The organism is Synechococcales cyanobacterium CNB (assembly GCA_030263455.1).
Classification (GTDB): Bacteria; Planctomycetota; Phycisphaerae; order Phycisphaerales; family UBA1924; genus CAADGN01.
Genome location: SZOZ01000002.1, coordinates 1 through 18,698 on the forward strand (window position 1 = coordinate 1; position 18,698 = coordinate 18,698).

The following is an 18,698-nucleotide window of genomic DNA, read 5'->3' on the forward strand; positions in this document are numbered from 1 at the left end:
TCCAACGGTGCCATCACCTTCGTCCCCGACAACGCCGCCTCGCACACCGTCCGTTCCTCCGGACCGGACGGCACCGTCCTCACCATCGCCGCCAACGCCACCATCAACGGCGGCTCGCCCTCCCTGACCTCGACCATCTCCTCCACCGGCGCGGGCGTGCAGGCGATCCTGAACCTGGGCACGATCACCGCCGACGCCAATAGCGGCATCGTCATCAACGCCGATCAGTTCACCAACGAGGGAACCGTCCGCGCCGCCTCCGGCTCCACGCTCCGCATCGACCTCCCCGGCTCGGGCACAACCTGGACCAACGACGGCACTATCGCGGTTGCGCCAGGCTCGAAGGTCGAGATCATCGACAATCTGACCCTGTCGGCGACCTCGCTGGTGAGCATCAGTGTGCAGGGGGCGGGCGCGGCGAACCACGGCGTCCTCACGTCGACCGGCGCGACGACAATCTCCGGGGGCTTCACCGCGGCGTACGTGAATGGGTACGTGCCCGCGGAAGGCACGTTCTTCGACGTGCTGACCGCCACCGGCGGCCGCACGGGCCAGTTCACCTCGACCGCGCTGCCGACCGCGCCCCCCACAGACAAGACCGTGCTGATCTACGAAGGGACGCGCGTGCGGATGCTCTCGACGGACCTGGCCGACCTGAACCTGGACGGCGTCACAAACTCGCTGGACTTCGTGCAGTTCCTCAACTGGTTCACCTCGCTCGACCCGCGAGCGGACACGAACGGGGACGGCAACGTCAACTCCCTCGACTTCATCCTGTACCTCAACTGGTTCACCGACGGCTGATCCGCCGGGCGCACACGATGGCGACGGCTTCCCCGTGCTGCCCGAGAGCCGTCGAGGGCGCGTCGTGGCTCCGCCGCCCTGTGCCCGAAGTCAGGCTTTCAGGTTCGCCCGGATGCGGGTCAGGATCTCTGTCGAGACCGCCTCGTCGCCGACGATGCCGACGCGGATGCGGACGGAAGTCGTCTTGTCCGATTTCTTCTCGAGCGCGATGTTGACGTCGCTGTTGTCGGCTCGCTTGGCCGTGACGATCGAGTTGAAGGCGTCCTGAGACTCCCGCACGAGCGTGAATCCGAGGTCGTCCACGGCCTTCAGAGCGGCCGCGTGCACCTCCGCCAGCGGGGCGTCCTCGACCGATTCGAGCCGCCCCTCGGTGTAGACGTACGTCCCGGCGATGCCCGCCGCGGCGGCACCGGCGACCAGCGCAACCGTGCAACCGGGGCACACGACCGTGCCGCCGATCGCAACCAACGCCCCAGCACAGAACCCACGCAGGCGTTTCATCCGTACACCTCCTCGTGCGTCCTCGCCCAGCGCTCCGGATCGGATCCGCTGCGCGTCTCCCCCCTCCTGCTCCATACGCTCGCCCCCTTAGAAGGTTGAGTCAACAACCCCGGGGCTAAGCCCGGGTCAGGGTCGTGTTCAGCGAGCAACATACGAACATTGATCGGCTGAGCGATAACGAACTCGCGCGAGCACGCCGCATCCCGCATATCCGCCGTTGACCCGTGGAGATGACGTTTTATAACTTGGCAGGAGTGACGGAACCCGGGCGTGATCCGGGGGGAACACAGGAGACAAGCCATGACACGTTCCGCATTGATGGGGTGGTTCTCGGCTGCGCTCGTTTCATCCGCGGGGATCTGCCTCGGCCAGGGACAGATGTTCGCCGTGGACAGCAGCCGTGCGCTCTTCGAGATCGACATCGCCACCGGGGGCAAGACACAGATCGGCACGGTGAGCGCGAACGCGGGCACGACGGGCGGTCTCGCGTTCGATCGCGCCACCGGCACCGTCTACCTCACCTCGACCAGCCTCGACTCGCTCTTCACGCTCGATCTCAGCACCGGGGAGGCGACGCTCGTGGGGTTCTACGGCGATTCCTCCGTGGTGATGCACGGGCTGGAGTGGGACAGCAGCACCCGAACGCTCTACGGCGTGTCGTCGCACAACAACGGACTGTACAACATCGACATCACCACGGGCTTCGCAACCCTCATCGGCACCTCGGGGCTGTCGTCGTTCTCCAACCTCGGATACAACTCCCACACCGACACCATGTACCTGACCAACAGCGGCGCGGACAGCTTCTACACCGTGGACCGAGCGACCGGGCAGACCACCCTCATCGGTCCGCTGGTGAACTCCACCAATCCGAACGGGTTGGCGTACAACTGGGACAACGGCGTGCTCTACATGGTGGACAACAGCACCGACAACTTCTACTGGATCGACACGACCACGGGCGTTGCGAACGTCATCGGCTTCATGGGCTCGGGGAACCTGCTCGGCCTCGTCTATGTCCCTACGCCTGGCTCGCTCGGCGTGATCGGGCTTGGACTGCTCGCCGCCGCGCGAAGGCGACGCTGAACCGCCTCGATCGAGCATCGTGCGAGTCATCGGCGGGCGGATGCTGACCCGCGTCCGCCCGCTGTCTTGCGCGTGGCGCCGGTCCCGGCCTTCCGCGCCGGCTTCGTCCCGGGCTTGTGAGCCGGTGTGCCCCGCAGCGCCTCCTCATTGCGCTCGATGAACCTGTTCGCGGTCGCCTGTCTGGTCGTCCGCCCGATGACCTCGATCTTCCTGCGACGGTCATCCGGCAACGAGGTCAGGTATTCCTTGACGGTTCCGGCCTTGCTCTTCATTCGGGCGGTGTACCCCCGGGAGTTACGAGCCGATAGGGAGGGAACCCCTGCGCCGCGGCCGCGAAGCGATTGATCGGGGTGAGCCCGCCCGGTAATCTGGCGTCGGCGTCGGCGTGGGGAGGCGGAGGCCGGCGAGTGAGCAATCCCTTCATCTGTTGTGCGTTGGCGACGGCCGTCGCGGCGTGGAGTGGGTTGCCCGCCTCGCGCTGCGCTGCCCAGGCGCCCTGCCTTCATCAGAAGCTGACGGCGTCCGATGGCTCGCACGACGACCAGTTCGGGCTTGGGCTTGCGCTGCGCGGCCCCCTCGCCGCCATCGGCGCGTTCGGCGCGAAGAGCCAAGGCCCCTTCACGGGCAAGGTTCGCATCTTCGAGCGCCAGGGAACGGCGTGGGACGAGACGACGCGCCTGACCGCCCCCGGCGCGGCCCAGGGCGACTGCTTCGGCTATTCGATCGCGATGTCGAACTCGTTGCTTGTCGTCGGTGCGCCGAGCCTCTTCCCCAGCGAGGCGCCGGGGCGCGTGCATCTCTTCTCGCGGGTGGCGGGCGAGTGGGTCCACATGCAGCGGCTGAACGGATCGCAGGCCGGGCGCGGCGCACGTTTCGGACAGAGCATCGGCGTGCAGGGAACTCGGATCGTGATCGGTTCGCCGGAGGACCTGAGCCCGGCAGATACGGGCAAGGTCTACGTCTTCGAACTCAGCGCCAACGACCCGGACGAAGGGTGGAGCGAAGCGGCGATCCTCCGAGCCTCGGACGGCGCCGGCTCCGACCGATTCGGAGCGGCCGTCGCCGTCTCTGCTGATCGCATCCTCGTGGGCGCACCGAGGCATGGCGGCGGCAACGCGGGAGCGGCCTACATGTTCCGGCGCACGCCGGATGGTCAATGGGTCGAGGAGGCAAAGTTTACCGGCCCGAGCGGCTCCCAGGCCGGATCGGCCGTCGCGCTCTCCGGCGGGCTGGCCGTCATCGGCAGGCCGGGCGGTGCGCAGTCGAGCGCGGCCATCTACAGGCTCGTCGGCGGCGTGTGGGCGCCTGAACAGTCCGTCTCCAGCGGGGGCCAGAGCTTCGGGCGGGCTGTCGCCTGCGCGGGCGACACCGTCATCATCGGCGGACGATCCGACCCGGAGTATCCCGGCGCGAACGCCGCTCGAGTCTACCGACGACAGGCGGGCGCATGGAGCCACACGAACGCTTTGAGCGTCGAGTCGCCTCCGGTTCCCGACCTGTTCTCAAGGACGCTTGCGCTCAACGGCAACGTCGTGCTCGTGGGCGCGAACCGCGACGGGACGGACCACCAGAACCTCCCGGGGGCGGCCTACGTCTTCGGCCTCAACGGCTGCTCGTACTGCCCGGCCGACTTCGACATGAACGGGACCGTCGACCCCCTCGACGTCCAAGCGTTCCTCGTCGCGTTCACCGGCGGCGACCCCGTCGCCGACATCAATACCGACGGCGTACTCAGTTCGCTCGACGTGCTCGCCTTCCTGAGCGCGTGGTCGGCGGGGTGCGAGTGAACCCCATCGAGCCGACCTCCGTTCCTCGGCCCTGAGTTGCCCGGCTGACGCCCGGCTTGACTCCGAATGTAGCCTTGGCTACAGGCAAGGAGAATCGTCGTGCATCACGCCCTGTCCAGGCTCGTGACGACGGCAGCGCTCTGTCCGACGATCGCGGGGTCGTGTCCGAGCATGGCGGACGCTCAGCCCGTGCCCGACAAGTCGGCCTACTCCCTGTTCAACCCGACGCCGGCGGAGCTCCGCAGGCCGCTGAGCGCGGACAGGCCCGATGCGACGGAAAGCCCGTACACCGTCGATGCCGGTGCGATCCAGCTGGAGATGAGTTTCGTCGAGCACGCCTGGAGCGGCTCCGGCGCGCGGCGTGTCTCGTCTACGTCGATCGCTCCGCTCAACCTGAAGCTCGGCCTGACCAGCAGCGCCGACATCCAGTTCCTCCTTGACCCCTACCTGGTCGGCGATGATCCCGAGCAGGGAGCCCGCCGCGGCGTCGGAAACACGGGGCTGCGGCTGAAAGTCAACCTGTTCGGCAACGACGACGGGGACGCCGCCCTCGCGATCCTGCCATACCTCGTGTTTCCGACCGGCAGCGATGACGTGGCCTCCAATCGCGTCGAGGGCGGCATCGTCGTGCCCTTCGCCTGCTCGCTCGCCGAGGGGTGGGACCTCGGTGCCCAGGTGCAGATCGACCGCGTTCGCGGCGGGGACAACAACGGGCACGAGACTGTCTTCTCGCACACGGTCGCGCTCGGGCGCGAGATCACGGACCGCTTCGGGGTGTACGGCGAGTACATCGGAGAACTCTCGCTCGCCGACGACAGCGGCTACAGCCCGTCGATCGCGGGTGGGTTCGCGTTCTCGATCACGCGCGACCTGCGGTTCGATGCGGGCGTCGTCGTGGGCCTCGACCATCCCGACACCGAAACCGTCCGCCTCTTCGCGGGAATGACGGTTCGGTACTGACGGGATCAGCGCACCGTCTGCTCGCCCGCGCGGCTCGGCTCCGGGCGCGATTCGCCGAGGATCGGGCTGGGCTTCGGCGGGTGGTCCATGGGGCGGATGCCCGCCATCACACGCTCGACGGCCTCGGCGGGATCGTCGGTCGCGGAGAAGAGCTCGAGATCGACGGGGTCGATGGTGCCCTCGGGCACGAGCGTGTGCCGCAGGAACTCGCCGAGCGGCCGCCAGTAGTCCCGCCCCATGATGACGACGGGAAAGTGCTCGATCTTGCCCGTCTGGATGAGCGTGCCCGTTTCGAAGACCTCGTCGAGCGTGCCGTAGCCACCCGGGAGGACGATGAACGCAGACGAATACTTCACGAGCATCACCTTGCGCACGAAGAAGTAGTTGAACTCGATGAACTTGTCGAGGTAGGGGTTCGGCTCCTGCTCCTTGGGCAGCAGGATATTGCACCCGATGCTCAGGCCGCCGGCCTCCTTCGCGCCGCGGTTGGCGGCCTCCATGATGCCCGGCCCGCCGCCGGTCATCACGGCGAAACCGGTCTCGGCGAGCCGACGCCCGACCTCGCGGGCCATGATGTAGTAGCGGTGATTCTCCTTGAACCGCGCCGACCCGAAGACGGTTACGCACGGCCCGACGAAGTGCAGCGCGCGAAACCCGCGGATGAACTCGGCCGTGATGCGAAGAACGCGGAAGAACTCCTCCGTCCGCGATCGCGGGCCGGCCAGCATCTGGCCTTCGAGCGGCGAGCGCGTCCCCTTTCCCCACCGATGGGCGCTGCCGTTCGGTGATCGTGCGGATCGATGATGAGGCGCTTCGTCGGTCATCGGGTGGAGCAAGGATAGAGGCGGAACGTGGAGGGATGGTGAGTATCGGCGATCGGACGCGGTGAAGTCCAGCGCGCACGAACGCCAACCATCCCGCCGCGCAGTACGCTTGCCGCATGTGGCGCGTGTGGATCGACACCGGCGGAACATTCACCGACTGCCTCGCACTGGGGCCGGCAGGCGAGGTCCGACGTGCCAAGGCCCTGAGCGCCGGCGTCGTGCGCGGGCGGGCGCGCGAACGCACCGGCTCCTCTGCGGCGAGAGTCGAATGTGCATGGGCAGAGCACGACGGCCGGTTCGCCGCGGGCATGACGCTCAGGCCCGTGGATGGAGATGGGCCTGCCGCGCTGGTCGAGTCTTTCGATCCCGGCCGGCGTGTGCTGGCCGTCAGGGGCGAATGGCCGACGTGGGCAGAGCACGGCGCAGCGTTCGAACTCAGCGCACACGAAGTTGCGCCGTTGCTCGCGGCGCGCATGGTTACCGGTACGCCCGCCGGCTCACCCTTGCCGCGAATGGAGATGCGCCTCGGCACGACGAGAGCGACCAACGCACTCCTCGAGCGGCAGGGCGGGCGAGTCGCCCTCTTCATCACCCGCGGATTCGGTGACCTCTTGTTCATCGGCGATCAGACCCGGCCGGACCTGTTCTCGCTGCGCATCGAGCGACCCGCGCCGTTGTGCGAGGCGGTGGTCGAGGTGGACGAACGGCTCGACGCGCAGGGCCGCGTGCTGCGCCGGCCGGACCTCGATGCGGTCGAGCGCGAAGCACGACGGCTGGCGGGGCTGGGCGTGGTTTCAGCGGCGGTCGCGCTCCTTCACTCGTGGACCAACCCGGCGCACGAGCGGGCCGTCGCGGAGGCCGTCCGGCGCGGCGGCATTCAGCGTGTCGCGGCATCGACCGACCTTTCGTCACGGATCAAGCTGCTCTGGCGCGCGGAGACGGCCGTCGTCGATGCGTACCTCGCGGGCGCCGTTGAGGACTACCTCGACCGAGTGCAACGGTCGCTTGCCGGTTCTCGCCTGCTGATCATGACGAGCGCGGGCGGGCTGGTGCGGCGTGAACGAATCAGGCCCAAGGACATGCTCCTGAGCGGACCGGCGGGCGGCGCGGTCGGCGCGGCCGAAGCGGCCCGTCTCGCCGGGTTCGCGCGATCCATCGCCCTCGACATGGGCGGGACGAGCACGGACGCCACTCGCATCGACGCCGCGCCGGCACGCCGGTTCGAGACCCGTGTCGGTCACGCTCGGGTCGTCGCCCCGTGCGTCGCCGTGGAGACGGTTGCCGCGGGCGGGGGGTCCGTTTGCTTCGCGGAGCGCGGGGCGTTGCGCGTGGGACCGGAAAGCGCGGGTGCACGCCCCGGACCGGCCTGCTACGGCGCGGGTGGCCCGCTCACGCTGACCGACGCGAACCTGCTGCTCGGTCGGCTTGATGCGGCGCGCTTCGCCGTCCCGCTCGACGCGGCGGCCGCAGCGCGCCGCGCCGATCAGGCCCTCGCGGCGTGCGGCGGTGTCATGTCGCGCGATGAACTGCTCGAAGGGTTCATCCAGATCGCCGACGAGCGCATGGCCGACGCCGTGCGACGGGTCTCCGCACGCGAGGGCTACGACCCCGCGGACTACGCCCTCGTCGCGTTCGGTGGGGCGGGGCCGCAGCACGCGTGCGGGATCGCGCGGCGGCTCGGCGTGCGGACGGTCGTGGTGCCGGCGGATGCCGGCCTGCTGAGCGCGGCCGGGCTGGGAGCGGCACGAATCGAGCGGTTCGCCGAGCGAACCGTGCTGCGGTCGCTGGATGAAGACGAGGCATGGTTGCGCGGAATCGAGACCGAGGTCGAGCGTGAAGCGCGCGCCGCAGTCGCGCGTGAGGACGTTGACCCGAAGGACATTCGGACGCTCGGCGCGTGGCTCGACCTGCGCTTCGAGGGGCAGGACGAAGCGGTCGAAGTCGAGGCGGGGCCGGGCGCACGAGCAAGATTCGAGGATCGACATCGCACACTGTTCGGCGCAGCGGGGACCGGACGCGCGGTCGAAGTCGTCGCGGTGCGAGCGGCCGCGGCCGGGTCTGGCGGGCAGATTCCGAACCGCTTCGAGCGAAGGCGAGGGCGCGCGGACGAGATGAAACGGAGCGGGCGTGTCTGGGCTGAAGGGGCGTGGCGGGAGTGCGTGGTTCTGGAGCGGGGCGGTCTCGCGCCCGGCGCGGCGCTGGAAGGCCCCGCGCTCGTCACCGAGCAGCATTGCACAACGTTCGTCGAGCCGGGGTGGTCGCTGCGCGTCTCGGACTGCGGTGCGCTCGTGCTGACAGGAGAGAACGCGGGTCGAACCCCGGCGCAGGCCGAGACCGTGAGGGCAGAACTGTTCATCAACCGACTCTCTTCTCTGGCCGAGGAGATGGGAGAACGGCTGCGGCGCAGCGCCCTCTCCGTCAACGTCAAGGATCGGCTCGACTTCTCGTGCGCCGTCGTGGACGCCGAGGGCGAGCTTGTCGCCAGCGCACCGCACGTGCCCGTGCATCTGGGCGCGCTGGGCGCGTGCGTGCGGGCTGTGCGCGGCGTGCTCGGCCACGACTTCGCCGGGCAAGTCGCCGTCTCCAACCACCCCGGCTTCGGCGGGGCGCACCTGCCGGACGTGACGGTGATGCTCGCCGTTCATGACGGCGCCGGACTGCCGCTGGGGTATGTCGCGTGCCGGGCACATCACGCGGAGATCGGCGGCATCGCGCCCGGCTCGATGCCCGCGGACTCGCGAACGCTCGAGGAAGAGGGGGTCGTCATCGCACCGACGACGATCGGTGCGCTCGGCGCGATCGATCCCGCCGCCGTGCGGGCGATCTTCGAGCGCGGGCCGCGCCCGAGCCGCGACCCGAGCACGAACGCGGCTGACCTGCTGGCGCAGGTCGAAGCCGTGGCATACGGGGCCGAAGGACTGCGCGCGCTGTCGCGTGAGTTCGGATCGGAGACGGCGCTCGGATTCATGCGCTCGCTGAAGTTTCGCGCCGCATCGCGTGTTCGGAACGCGCTGCGCCGCCGCCCCGCGGGCGTCGTGGAGCTCGCCGATGCGCTCGACGATGGTTCGCCGGTGCGCGTCACGATCGAGACCATCAGGGACAGGGCGATCATCGACTTCACGGGCACGGCCGGCGTCCACCCCGGCAACCTGAACGCTACCGAGGCGATCGTGCGCAGTGTTGTGGTCTACGTGCTGCGTGTCATGATTGACGAGCCGATGCCGCTCAACGAGGGGCTGCTGCGATCTGTAGAAGTGCGCGTGCCCGAGGGGATGCTCAACCCGCGCTTCGTCGCCGACCCGGCCTTGTGCCCGGGAGTGGCGGCCGGCAACGTCGAGACGAGCCAGCGTCTCGCCGATCTGCTCGTGCGCGCCCTCGGCCTGTGCGCCGGAAGCCAGGCAACGATGAACAACGTCGCGTTCGGCGACGAGCAGGGCGGGTGCTACGAAACCATCGGCGGCGGCGCCGGCGCTGGGCCGGGCTTTGACGGCGCGTCCGCCGTCCACGTCCACATGACCAACACGCGCATCACGGACGCGGAAGTTCTCGAACGGCGCTACCCCGTGCGCGTGGTGCGCTTCGCCGTGCGCCGCGGGTCCGGCGGCGAAGGCCGATGGCGCGGCGGCGACGGCATCGTCCGTGAACTGGAGTTCCTCGCGCCCGCGCGCATCTCGATCAACGCACAACGGCGCACACGCGGCGCACCGGGCGCGCACGGCGCACGTGACGGCGCGCCGGGCAGGCAGATTCTCATCCGCGCCAACGGAAGTAAGGAGTCGCTAACAGGTCGCGTGCGAGTTGATGCCGAACTCGGAGATCGCTTGACGGTCGAGACTCCCGGGGGCGGAGGATGGGAGAAATCTCAACTGGAAAGAAAGTCGATTTCTGACCCCAGAACGCGGTTTTTCGGGGTTTCTCCGGGTTGATCCACCCCTTTCGCCGACCATGATCCTTGACCGACCCCCCGGTGAAACGATTAATCTCCTCGTTGAGTCTGGTTCTCGTGCGGTGGGCCCCGGCGACGGACCGTCGGGCGTACGGGAACCGGTCGAAACCCCGCAGAGGACCGAACCCATCATGGTGACCACATCAACCCCGACCGGGTCTCCCCCGGCAGTCGGACACGAGGAGTACTCCCTCCAGCCGATCCATCCCGCGCCGGTCTGCTGGCAGGCGCTGGCCGAGGACACGGGCGTGTGCGTGCTTGTTCACGACACCGACGGCAAGATCGAGTTCGTGAACGGTGAAGCGGCACGCGTGCTCGGCGTAACGGCCGACGCCGTGCGCGGCCAACACCTCCGCGCCGTCATGCCGACCGAGGTCGCGGACGAACGGGTCCAGTACGCGCGCCGTGCCGTCGAGAGCGGCAAACCGCTCATCGTGGACGGGATGTTCGGCGGGCGGATGCGTCGCGCCCATGTGCGCCCCGTCCCCGGAGAGCATGGCGAGCCTGCCCGTGTCCTGATCGTCTGCCACCCCATCTCGGCGACGACCCCCGCCGAGCCCGGTGTCGAGCGCATCGAGGCCCGGCACAGCGACGAGGGTCCGATCGGCTCGCTCACGCCCCGCGAGCGCGAGGTGCTCGCCCTCATCGGCCAGGGTCTATCCACCGCCGATATCGCCAAGAAACTCCACCGGAGCGTCAAGACTGTCGAGTGGCATCGGGTCTCGCTGGGGAACAAGCTCGGTGCGTCGAACCGTGTCGAGCTTGCGCGCATTGCCATCCGTGCCGGGCTGGCGTCGCTCGACGAGTGAGAGGTCGCTTCTCGCGCTGATCGCTTCGGGATGAGGGGGTCGCCGGATGTTTCCCCGGAGCCGTAACCGCGCGGCCGCGACGCTTGGTCTCAGCGGATGCTCTATTCTTCGAACGACGCCCGCGGCAACCGCGCCGCGAGGCGGCGGTAGAGGGCGGTGCGATGGCTCACACCCGCGAGATCGCCACGCTGGTCGCCTCGCTCGCGCTGGCCGTTCCCGGCGCGGCGTTCGATCCTCCTGCCGAAGAGCCTGACGACCTCGATGCGCTGGCTTGGCTCCTCTCCGACATGATCGAATCGCCGGTTCTCGCTGTCGTGTTCTCGCCGGCCGCGTTCACGACGGAAACGGAATCGCACGATCCGTTCTCGGGCCTGACCATCACGGTGCCGGGGCACGCCGAGTCCATCGTCGCGGAGAACGGCGATCCGCCCTCGCGCCTGGACCTGCGGCTTGCCCCGGTCGTCGAGGCGAATGACGTGCACGATGCCGATGCGCTCGTCATCGAACCACTCTCGTCCGATCGACTCGAGCATCGCGCCGCGGAAGTGCGCCTCGGCCCGCCGCTCGGCTTCGCTGCCGTGGGCCGTGAGGCGATGAGCCGGGGAGCAGCGGCCAGACTCGACCGCCGCATGACCGCCGGCTTCGGCAGCGACGCGGAGGAACTCACGCCGCTCTCCGAGGCCTTCACGGTCATGCAGTGGGACGTCGGCGAGTGGTTGCACCTGCGCGGCACGGGCGTCGGTCGCCGGCCGGACGAGGACGAACGCCGGTTCCTCGCCATCGGCGCGGAGGCGGGTGTTGACCTCTCCCACAACGCGGGCCTGCGCTTCGGGTACGAGTTCCTCCGCGCCGGCGCCGCCGATTCGATGGGGTCCGGTCTCGGCGCAGACACGCTCTTCGCCAGGCTCCAGCTGCGATTCTGACCCGTGCGAGCGGCGCTCTTGGGCGGTAGACTTCCCGCACCGGCGATCACCGCATCGGGAGGAGCACCACATGGCCAAGAAGAAGGGCACGGGAGCGCAGGGCGGCGCGAAGCGATCGTCGAAGAAGAGGGCGGGCGTCAAGAAGCCCGGCTCGCCTCGAACCCCCAGCCCCGGACCGCACCCCACCGGCCCGGTCGCCCGTCCCGAAGCTTCGCCGGACGCGCTCGCCGTTCGCAAGGAGCGGCGTCTCGAAGACACGAACGTCAAGCGGGCGATGAGCCACGTCGCCTCGCGGACCCGCGCTCGCCAGGCCAAGCGGGACTCGAAGTGAGCAAGATGGGAGGCTACGAGTCGAGGATCGCCTACGAGGCCAGTCGCATCCGTGCGGCCGCGGTGTACTGCTCCGATGGCCGCGTCGGCGAGCACTTCGACGACTTCCTCCAGAATGGGCTGGGCCTGCCCCGGTACGACCGCGTCGCGCTCCCCGGCGGTCCGGCGTGCCTTGCGGGGCACCCGCAGGCGCACCTCGAGGAACAGGGCGTCGTGGACGAACTGCGGTTCCTCGTCGAGGTGCACGGGCTGAAGCGCATCGTGCTCATTGCGCATCAGGGTTGCGCGTTCTACGGCACGCGCCTCTCGCTCGGCGAGCCGCGCCTTGAACTCGTGCAGCGGGCGGACCTCGTCCGCGCCGCCGCCTTCGTGCACCGAGTCACCGGCGTCGAGCGGATCGAGGGCTACTTCGCCCGACTCGTCGAGGGCCGGGTGCGGTTCGAGACGGTCGAGGTCTGACGCGCGTCGCCGCCCCGTGAACAGGCAAGAAAAGCGACGCCCGGTCCCCTCGGACCGGGCGCCGTGCGTCCAGGCCGGATTGCTCCGTCGTCACGCCTCACGGGCAGGGCGGGTTGTTGTAGAGGTTGAGGAAGCAGAGGACGTCGAGCGAGTTGATGACGGTGTCGCCGTTGCAGTCCGCGGCGGGGTTCTGCGAGGTGTAGTTGTTCAGGAAGCAGAGCACGTCGAGCGAGTTAATGACGGTGTCGCCGTTGCAGTCGACGTAGCAGTCGGCGTCGGGGAGGATCTCCGCGCTGATCCAGTTCGTCGCCGGCATGCCGGGCAGGTCGATCGTCGAGAGCAGAACGCCCGACTTGGAGAACTGGTAGGCGTCCACCGTGCCCCCGTTGAACGCGCCGGTGACCCACAGCGTGTCGTCGGCGGGGTCCCAAGCCAGCCCGTAGCCCGCGCCGCTGATGAACGAGAGCGAGATGTGCTGGAGCAGGTTCCCGCTCAGGTCGTACTGCATCAGGCTGGTCAGCCCGCCGACGTTGCCGGCGATCCAGAGCGTGTTCGTGTTCCCGTCGTAGGCGATCCCGGACGAGCGATCGACGGGGACGAAGAGAACGGAGACGTTGTTCCAGTTCGCGTCGCCGCGGACGACCGCGAAGTTGGTGTTGAAGTCGTTGTGCGCGATGCCGTAGTTGAACGTGCCGTCGGTCGTGCCGTCGTAGACGTCCACGTAGGCGGGGTTGTTGTAGGGTCCGCCGCCGAGCGGGGCGCCGTTCAGGTCGTACTCGCGACCGTTCTCGCCTGGGTTGCGCCCGAGCACCCTGATGGTCGAGTGAATCGCCAGGGCTGTCTCTCGGAACGCACCGCTGTTCGTGAACTGACCGATGACCTGGCCGTTCTGCACGATGACCGCCTGGTTCGTATCGTACGAGAACATGTAGAGCGGGCTTGCCTGCCCCGCCGCGAGGCCAGCTGTCGCACACAAGAGGACAGCGGCAGCGATGACCGAACACTTCTTCGACATGTGATCTCTCCTCGTTTCGTTGCTCGGGGAGCGAGCGACAGATCCTGCAGACGACACCGAGCCGCCCGCGCCGCGGCCCCCGTGGTCAGTGTACCGAGCAGCCGCGGCGCGCCGGCCGCGATCTCACAAAATCAGCCTCGCCGACCGCACCACAACGCCCCGCTCCGTGTCACGGCCGATCCGCGGCACGAACGAACGTCGAACGCTCACGATTCTTGACGACGCCCGGGAATCGGAGGGCGCGCCCGTGCGCGACACAATAGACCCCCGGCGGGAGGACACCGACCGCGAAGAGCGCTTCGGTCAGGTTCTGCAGCGCGTCCGACCGCTTCATCTCGAAGGGGCGCATCGCGCCCGTGATGACGACCGGAACACGGGGGACGCCGAGCGCGGCGTGCAGCGCCTCGCCGGTGTGCTCGAGCGTGTCGGTACCATGGAGAACGACCACGCCCGAGACATCGCGGGACGCCAGAGCGTCCTTCACGGCGGCGACGATGCGGGCGCGGTCGGCATCGCCCATGAGCAGGCTGTCCTTGCTCATGAGTTCGACGATGCGGGTGTCGGTCTCTTCGAGACGGATGCGGCGGAGCATGCGCCGGAGGATCGAGCCGCGGTTCTCGAGCGATCCGGTGCGCTCGTCGAAGGTCTTCTCGATGGTGCCGCCCGTGGTGATGACGGTGATCGTGCGCATGGTGAACGAAGCCGCTTCAGTTGGGGGCGAGCAGACGCTCGATCTCGCGGTGGAACCCGAGGACGATGTGGAGCGCGTCGGCGGAGGCGTCGGCGCGTCCGTCCCTGATCGCGACGATGGAACGGCCGTCCGGCGCGACGTCCCACGCTGGGACGCCGTCCGCGCCCACCCGGTGCACGCCCCGGTACACCGTGTCCGCGACGCCGACGAGCGGATGCCCGTTCTCGAACAGAACGTGGACGCGCTTGATCGTGTCGCGGTCCCGGTACAGCACCTCAGCGGACGCCTCGCTCCAGGCGGCGCCGTTCCAGAGCGGCTCTTCGCCATATCCCTGCGAGACATCCACGACGGTTCGTTCATCGGGATAGCCACGAAGATAGACGCGCGGCGTGCCGCTCTCGTTCGAGACGTACAGCAGCCACCGCCCGTCGGGCGAGAACACGGGCGAGTGCTCATCGGCGGGCGTCGCGAGCAGCGCCGTGCGCTGCCCTGAGGCGATGCGCACGATGTCGCGCCCCGTGGCCGCCTGCGTCTCGACCGCGACGAGCTCCGAGGACTGACTCGGACGCCACGAGGACGCCGCGATCGGGCGGTCGGTGCTGTATTCCTCGCGGGGCTGCGCGGCCCCATCCATCGGGATGGTCGTGAACGCCCACTTGTTCCCCACGCTCAGCGTCGCGGTCACCGCCGAGCCGTCGGGCTTGAACGTCAATGCCACGGGACGACCGAGCAGCGGGTTACGGACCAGGGGCTGGGGTTCGGGCGCGGCGGGCGAGTACGCCCACACGCCGCCGTCCTGGCCCGAAGCGAACACGATCCTCGACGGGTCGCGCGGGTCGAAGCGCGGAGAGGCCTGGACGAGTTCGGACGTGAGCACGTCCTTCGCTTCGCCGGCCGCCCGATCGATCGGCACGCGGACCAGCGTGTTCGAGGCCTGCGCGAGCGAGCCGGGGATCAGCGCGAGCGTCCCGCCGCGCGAGACGGCGAACTCGCCCGAGGCACGGCCGGAGGACGACAGGATGCGCTGGTTCACGAAGACGGGCGCACCGGCAACAGCGAGACGATCAGCGTCAAACTTCACCGCGTACAGCGAGTCGCCGCGCGCACACAGCAGGTAGCCGTCGGTGTACCTTGGCGCGGTGTACCCCTCCAGGACTCTGACAGGCTGCGCCCCCTCGTTCAGCGCGAGTGCGTAGATCGTCGCACCCGGCTGTCCCTCGCCGGTCAACGCCGCGTAGACGATCGACTTCCCACCCGGCAGCACGTGCGGCCAGGCGTGGGCGACCTCTCCCCGTGCCCGATCGGGCACGGTCAGCGGCGAGGGTGACCCGCCGGACGCGGGAACTCGGAACAGCCCGGGCGTGCTCGATCCCACGGCGGCGAAGATGATCTCGTTGTCGCTCACCCACGCCGCGCCGGCGACGTCGTCGGAGACCGAGGCGACGTCCTGCACGAACCGCTGCGCGCCGGTCAGGCCGACGCGGCGCAGGCGGCCAGGCGTAAAGAAACCGACCGACGAGCCGTCGGGCGCGAAAAAGGGCATGCGCCCGTCGTCCGTGTCCGCGATCGGCTCGGCATCGACAGAGTCCAGACGCCGCAGGTACAGGCGAGCGCCAGCCGCATCCCTCGCGCGGAACACCAGCAGGCTGCCGTCCGGCGAGATCGCGACCGCGCCGGCTCCGTCGGGCGCGTCGTACTTCCCCTGCACGGGCGGAGCGAGCGCGAAGCGAGCGAGCGGAGCGCTGATCGCCGACGTCGCCTGGCCCGTCGGCCCCCCCTTGAGCACGACGGCCAGCAGCGTGGCCGCAAGCGCGAGCGCAACCCCCGCGACGATCCACGGCAACTGCGCGAGCCACGGCGAAGCCTGCGCTTCCTCTACCTGGATCGCGCGCACCTCAGAGGGCACGTCAACGTGCGACCCCGAGAGCGCCCCGTAGGCATCGTGGAGCTCGATGCGCGCGTCTCCCAGGTCGCGGAGTCTCCGTTTCGGATCCTTCTGGAGGCACTTGCGGAGCACCTCCCGCACGCGGCCCGGCGTGTCCACGGGCAGGGCCGACCAGTCCGGCTCGGAGCGCAGGATGAGCGCGATCGTGTCCGAGATCGTGTCGGCACGAAACGGCGGCGCGCCGCAGAGCGTCTCGTAGAGCACGCACCCGAAACTCCAGACGTCCGTGCGCTTGTCGAGCGTGCGGCCGCGGGCCTGCTCGGGACTCATGTACGCTGCCGTGCCGAGGATGACGCCCTCCTGCGTGTTCTCGAGCGACCCGGTCTGCAACGCCTCGGAACCGCCGACCGTGCCGCTGTCGTGCGAGGATTTCGCCAGGCCGAAGTCGAGCACCTTGACAAGCCCGTCCGGCGTGATCTTGACGTTCCCCGGCTTCAGGTCGCGGTGGATCACGCCCCGCTCGTGGGCAGCCTCAAGCCCCTCGGCGATCTGGGCGCAGACGTGGACGGCGTCGTCCACGCTCAGCGGCCCGTTGGCAAGCCGCTCCGAGAGCGTGTCGCCCGGCACGAACTCCATGACGATGTAGTGATGGCCCTCGTGCTCCTCGAGGCCGTAGATGCCCGCAATGTTCGGATGATTGAGCGACGCGAGCAGTTGCGCCTCGCGTCGGAAGCGGGCCGCACGCTCGGGGTGCTGGGCGAAGACGTCGGGCAGCACCTTGATCGCGACGCGACGGTTGAGGCGAGTGTCCTTGGCAAGGTAGACGACGCCCATGCCCCCCCGTCCGAGTTCTCGCTCGATCGGATAGGGGCCGATGTTCTTGCCGGCGGTGATGCGCTGCCCGCCGAAGGAACTCTGCCACGGCGCGATCGTCGCGGCTTCGCCGCGGTCCGGATCCGAGCCGAGTGCGCCGGACGATCCGGGAGGTGGACGATCCCACGAGTCGGTGACGGGCCGCTGCTGCGGACTTCGCGCCGCCCACGAACCCGGTCGACCCGTGCCGGAGTCGTGAGCGGGTGGTGGCGGCGTATCGGGGCGGGCCGCGGGAGGCGGGGTCTGACTGCCCGTGGCGGCTGCGGCGGGAAACTCGCCCGGCGCGAGCGTCGGCTGATCCGCGAAGCCCGGCGACCGGGATGACGGGGGCTTTCGACCAGCGTTGCCGCCGGTCGCTTCGCCGCTGCCTTGAGGGTGCTGCTGCTCGCCGGACGCCATCCATCGCCCCCTGACGGTCTGGATGCAAGCCTAGCAGATCGCCGGGGCTGGGTCGCGGTTCATTCCCCGACGAGGCGGTAATCTTCGGACGGGCAGGACATGTTCCGGAGGCGCGGGAATGGAGATCGACGCGGACATTCGCAGGGCGCGGACGCTGCCGGGCCGGTTCTACGCCGACCCGGGCGTGTACGAGCGAGCCAGGGACGCGGTCTTCGCGCGGTCGTGGCAACTCATCGCGGACACGGACCAACTGCGGCTTCCCGGACAGGTGCATCCCGTAACGCTCCTGGAGGGGTGTCTCGACGAGCCGATCCTGCTCACGCGCGACCGCTCTGACGCCCTGCATTGCCTGTCGAACGTCTGCACTCACCGCGGGACGCTCGTCGCGGAGGCGCCGGATCGGGTCACGTGCCTGACCTGCCGATACCACGGTCGGCGCTTCGAACTGGACGGGCGATTCCGATCCATGCCCGAGTTCGAGCGGTGCGAGGGATTCCCCAGCGAGAAGGACAACCTGCCGCGCGTGCCGATGGCGGTGTGGCGGAAGTTCATCTTTGCGGGTCTCTCGCCCGCGTTCGGGTTCGACGAACTGTCGGCGGAGATGGATCGTCGCGTGGGCTTCCTCCCGATCGAGCAGGCCCGCTTCGACCCGGCACGAAGCCGCGACTACCTCGTGAAGTGCAACTGGGCCTTGTACGTCGAGAACTACCTGGAGGGGTTCCACATCCCGTTCGTGCACGCTTCGCTCGCGGCCGCGCTCGACTACGGGCAGTACCGCACCGAGACGTACCGCTACGCCAGCCTCCAACTCGGGGTGAGCAAGGGGGGGGAGGACGTATTCGAGCTGCCTGCGGACTCGCCCGACAAGGGTTCCGAGATCGCGGCCTACTACTACTGGCTCTTCCCGAACACGATGCTCAACTTTTACCCGTGGGGCATCTCGGTGAACGTGGTGCGTCCGCTCGGCGTCGATCGCACGCGGGTGTCGTTCCTCAGTTACGTCTGGGACGAGTCGCGCATCTCGACCGGCGCGGGAGCGGAACTCGACCGCGTCGAGCGCGAGGACGAAGCGGTGGTCGAGGCGGTGCAGCGGGGCGTGCGCTCGCGGCTGTACGACCGGGGCCGGTACTCGCCGACGCGCGAGCAGGGCGTGCATCACTTCCACCGCCTGCTGGCCGAGTGGGTTGGCGCCGACGGGGCCGTTTCCGGATGATTCCCCCGGGCAGAGCGCGCCGGAGGCCTCGCGCCCGCCCGCGAATGTCCGGAAAGCACGAAAATCCGCCCGAATCGGCACGATCGGCGTTGTGCCGCGGCGGGCCGATGGTGTAGGTTGGGCGTGGGCGTGGGGGTCGTCCGCGACGGGGGGTCGCGGCGCAAACGCGGACCATCTTGGAACGGAGAAGGAA

At 69.1% G+C, this 18,698-nt stretch carries 15 protein-coding genes; 9 read left to right on the forward strand and 6 right to left on the reverse strand.

The window, feature by feature from the left end; genetic code table 11:
- Nucleotides 1–894: 894 nt before the first annotated feature.
- Complete coding sequence (locus tag FBT69_01655; GenBank protein MDL1903504.1) at nucleotides 895–1,305, reverse strand: DUF3568 family protein; 411 nt, start codon at nucleotides 1,303–1,305, stop codon at nucleotides 895–897.
- 300 nt (nucleotides 1,306–1,605) lie between these two features.
- Here FBT69_01655 and FBT69_01660 point away from each other — a divergent pair, with 300 nt between their 5' ends.
- Nucleotides 1,606–2,391 (forward strand): hypothetical protein, encoded by a 786-nt coding sequence (locus FBT69_01660; protein ID MDL1903505.1) that lies wholly within the window; start codon nucleotides 1,606–1,608, stop codon nucleotides 2,389–2,391.
- Nucleotides 2,392–2,417: 26 nt separating this feature from the next.
- Here the strand turns inward: FBT69_01660 and FBT69_01665 are convergent, their stop codons facing one another.
- Nucleotides 2,418–2,663: a hypothetical protein gene (locus FBT69_01665; protein ID MDL1903506.1), complete on the reverse strand. Its 246-nt coding sequence runs from the start codon at nucleotides 2,661–2,663 to the stop codon at nucleotides 2,418–2,420.
- Between the two features lie 69 nt (nucleotides 2,664–2,732).
- Here FBT69_01665 and FBT69_01670 point away from each other — a divergent pair, with 69 nt between their 5' ends.
- Nucleotides 2,733–4,178, forward strand: coding sequence for a hypothetical protein (locus tag FBT69_01670; protein ID MDL1903507.1), 1,446 nt, complete (start codon nucleotides 2,733–2,735; stop codon nucleotides 4,176–4,178).
- A 99-nt stretch (nucleotides 4,179–4,277) separates the two neighbouring features.
- A complete protein-coding gene (locus tag FBT69_01675) occupies nucleotides 4,278–5,138 on the forward strand; it encodes a transporter (protein ID MDL1903508.1) in 861 nt (286 codons plus the stop codon).
- Between the two features lie 5 nt (nucleotides 5,139–5,143).
- On the opposite strand, the gene FBT69_01680 is transcribed toward FBT69_01675, so the two are convergent.
- Nucleotides 5,144–5,866 (reverse strand): TIGR00730 family Rossman fold protein, encoded by a 723-nt coding sequence (locus FBT69_01680; protein MDL1903509.1) that lies wholly within the window; start codon nucleotides 5,864–5,866, stop codon nucleotides 5,144–5,146.
- Between the two features lie 212 nt (nucleotides 5,867–6,078).
- Here FBT69_01680 and FBT69_01685 point away from each other — a divergent pair, with 212 nt between their 5' ends.
- From FBT69_01685 to FBT69_01705, 5 genes are all read left to right on the forward strand, one after another.
- A complete protein-coding gene (locus FBT69_01685) occupies nucleotides 6,079–9,888 on the forward strand; it encodes a 5-oxoprolinase (protein ID MDL1903510.1) in 3,810 nt (1,269 codons plus the stop codon).
- A 19-nt stretch (nucleotides 9,889–9,907) separates the two neighbouring features.
- Nucleotides 9,908–10,717, forward strand: a complete 810-nt coding sequence (locus tag FBT69_01690; protein ID MDL1903511.1) for a helix-turn-helix transcriptional regulator — start codon at nucleotides 9,908–9,910, stop codon at nucleotides 10,715–10,717.
- Nucleotides 10,718–10,878: 161 nt separating this feature from the next.
- A complete protein-coding gene (locus FBT69_01695) occupies nucleotides 10,879–11,640 on the forward strand; it encodes a hypothetical protein (GenBank protein ID MDL1903512.1) in 762 nt (253 codons plus the stop codon).
- A gap of 70 nt (nucleotides 11,641–11,710) precedes the next feature.
- Nucleotides 11,711–11,971: a hypothetical protein gene (locus FBT69_01700; protein MDL1903513.1), complete on the forward strand. Its 261-nt coding sequence runs from the start codon at nucleotides 11,711–11,713 to the stop codon at nucleotides 11,969–11,971.
- A complete protein-coding gene (locus FBT69_01705) occupies nucleotides 11,968–12,429 on the forward strand; it encodes a hypothetical protein (GenBank protein MDL1903514.1) in 462 nt (153 codons plus the stop codon). Before FBT69_01700 ends, FBT69_01705 begins: the two co-directional genes overlap by 4 nt.
- 97 nt (nucleotides 12,430–12,526) lie before the next feature.
- Here FBT69_01705 and FBT69_01710 read toward each other — a convergent pair whose 3' ends face one another.
- The 3 genes from FBT69_01710 to FBT69_01720 all read right to left on the reverse strand — a co-directional run bounded on the left by FBT69_01710 (nucleotide 12,527) and on the right by FBT69_01720 (nucleotide 17,292).
- Nucleotides 12,527–13,444, reverse strand: coding sequence for a hypothetical protein (locus FBT69_01710; GenBank protein ID MDL1903515.1), 918 nt, complete (start codon nucleotides 13,442–13,444; stop codon nucleotides 12,527–12,529).
- 169 nt (nucleotides 13,445–13,613) lie between these two features.
- The gene (locus tag FBT69_01715; protein ID MDL1903516.1) at nucleotides 13,614–14,135 is read right to left on the reverse strand and encodes an asparaginase; all 522 of its coding nucleotides are present in this window, start codon (nucleotides 14,133–14,135) and stop codon (nucleotides 13,614–13,616) included.
- A gap of 16 nt (nucleotides 14,136–14,151) precedes the next feature.
- A complete protein-coding gene (locus FBT69_01720) occupies nucleotides 14,152–17,292 on the reverse strand; it encodes a hypothetical protein (protein MDL1903517.1) in 3,141 nt (1,046 codons plus the stop codon).
- 118 nt (nucleotides 17,293–17,410) lie between these two features.
- On the opposite strand from FBT69_01720, the gene FBT69_01725 reads away from it, so the two are divergent.
- Nucleotides 17,411–18,505 (forward strand): Rieske 2Fe-2S domain-containing protein, encoded by a 1,095-nt coding sequence (locus FBT69_01725; GenBank protein ID MDL1903518.1) that lies wholly within the window; start codon nucleotides 17,411–17,413, stop codon nucleotides 18,503–18,505.
- Nucleotides 18,506–18,698: the final 193 nt, after the last annotated feature.